We start from the raw sequence: 238 nt of genomic DNA, 5'->3' as shown, positions 1-238 counted from the left end.
ACAGGAGCCGGAACCCCATCCCCTCCGGGGGCTGCTGCCGCCCCAGCCCGCCCGCCAGGCCCGCGCAGAGCGCGAGCCCCGACTTCCCGGTGCCGGCCCGGCCGCCCAGCGACAGGATCCCGATGTCGGGGTCGAGCAGCAGACCGAGGGCGATGGGCTGCCCGGCGCTGCGGCCCTTGATGCCGAAGGCCCCCCGATCGGCGCGCACCAGCGGGACGTTGCCCTCGGAGGTGACGCG

The 238-nt window shown here is 77.3% G+C and carries 1 pseudogene; it reads right to left on the bottom strand.

Features of this window, described 5'->3' with window-relative positions:
- A pseudogene (locus KVT44_RS56990) lies at positions 1–238 on the bottom strand (PhoH family protein); the annotation flags it as partial.

Source organism: Streptomyces sp. GbtcB7, assembly GCF_019091445.1.
In the GTDB taxonomy this organism is placed as follows: domain Bacteria; phylum Actinomycetota; class Actinomycetes; order Streptomycetales; family Streptomycetaceae; genus Streptomyces; species Streptomyces mirabilis.
The sequence above is the reverse complement of the archived record's forward strand: the minus strand, read 5'-3'. Positions and strand labels throughout refer to the sequence as shown.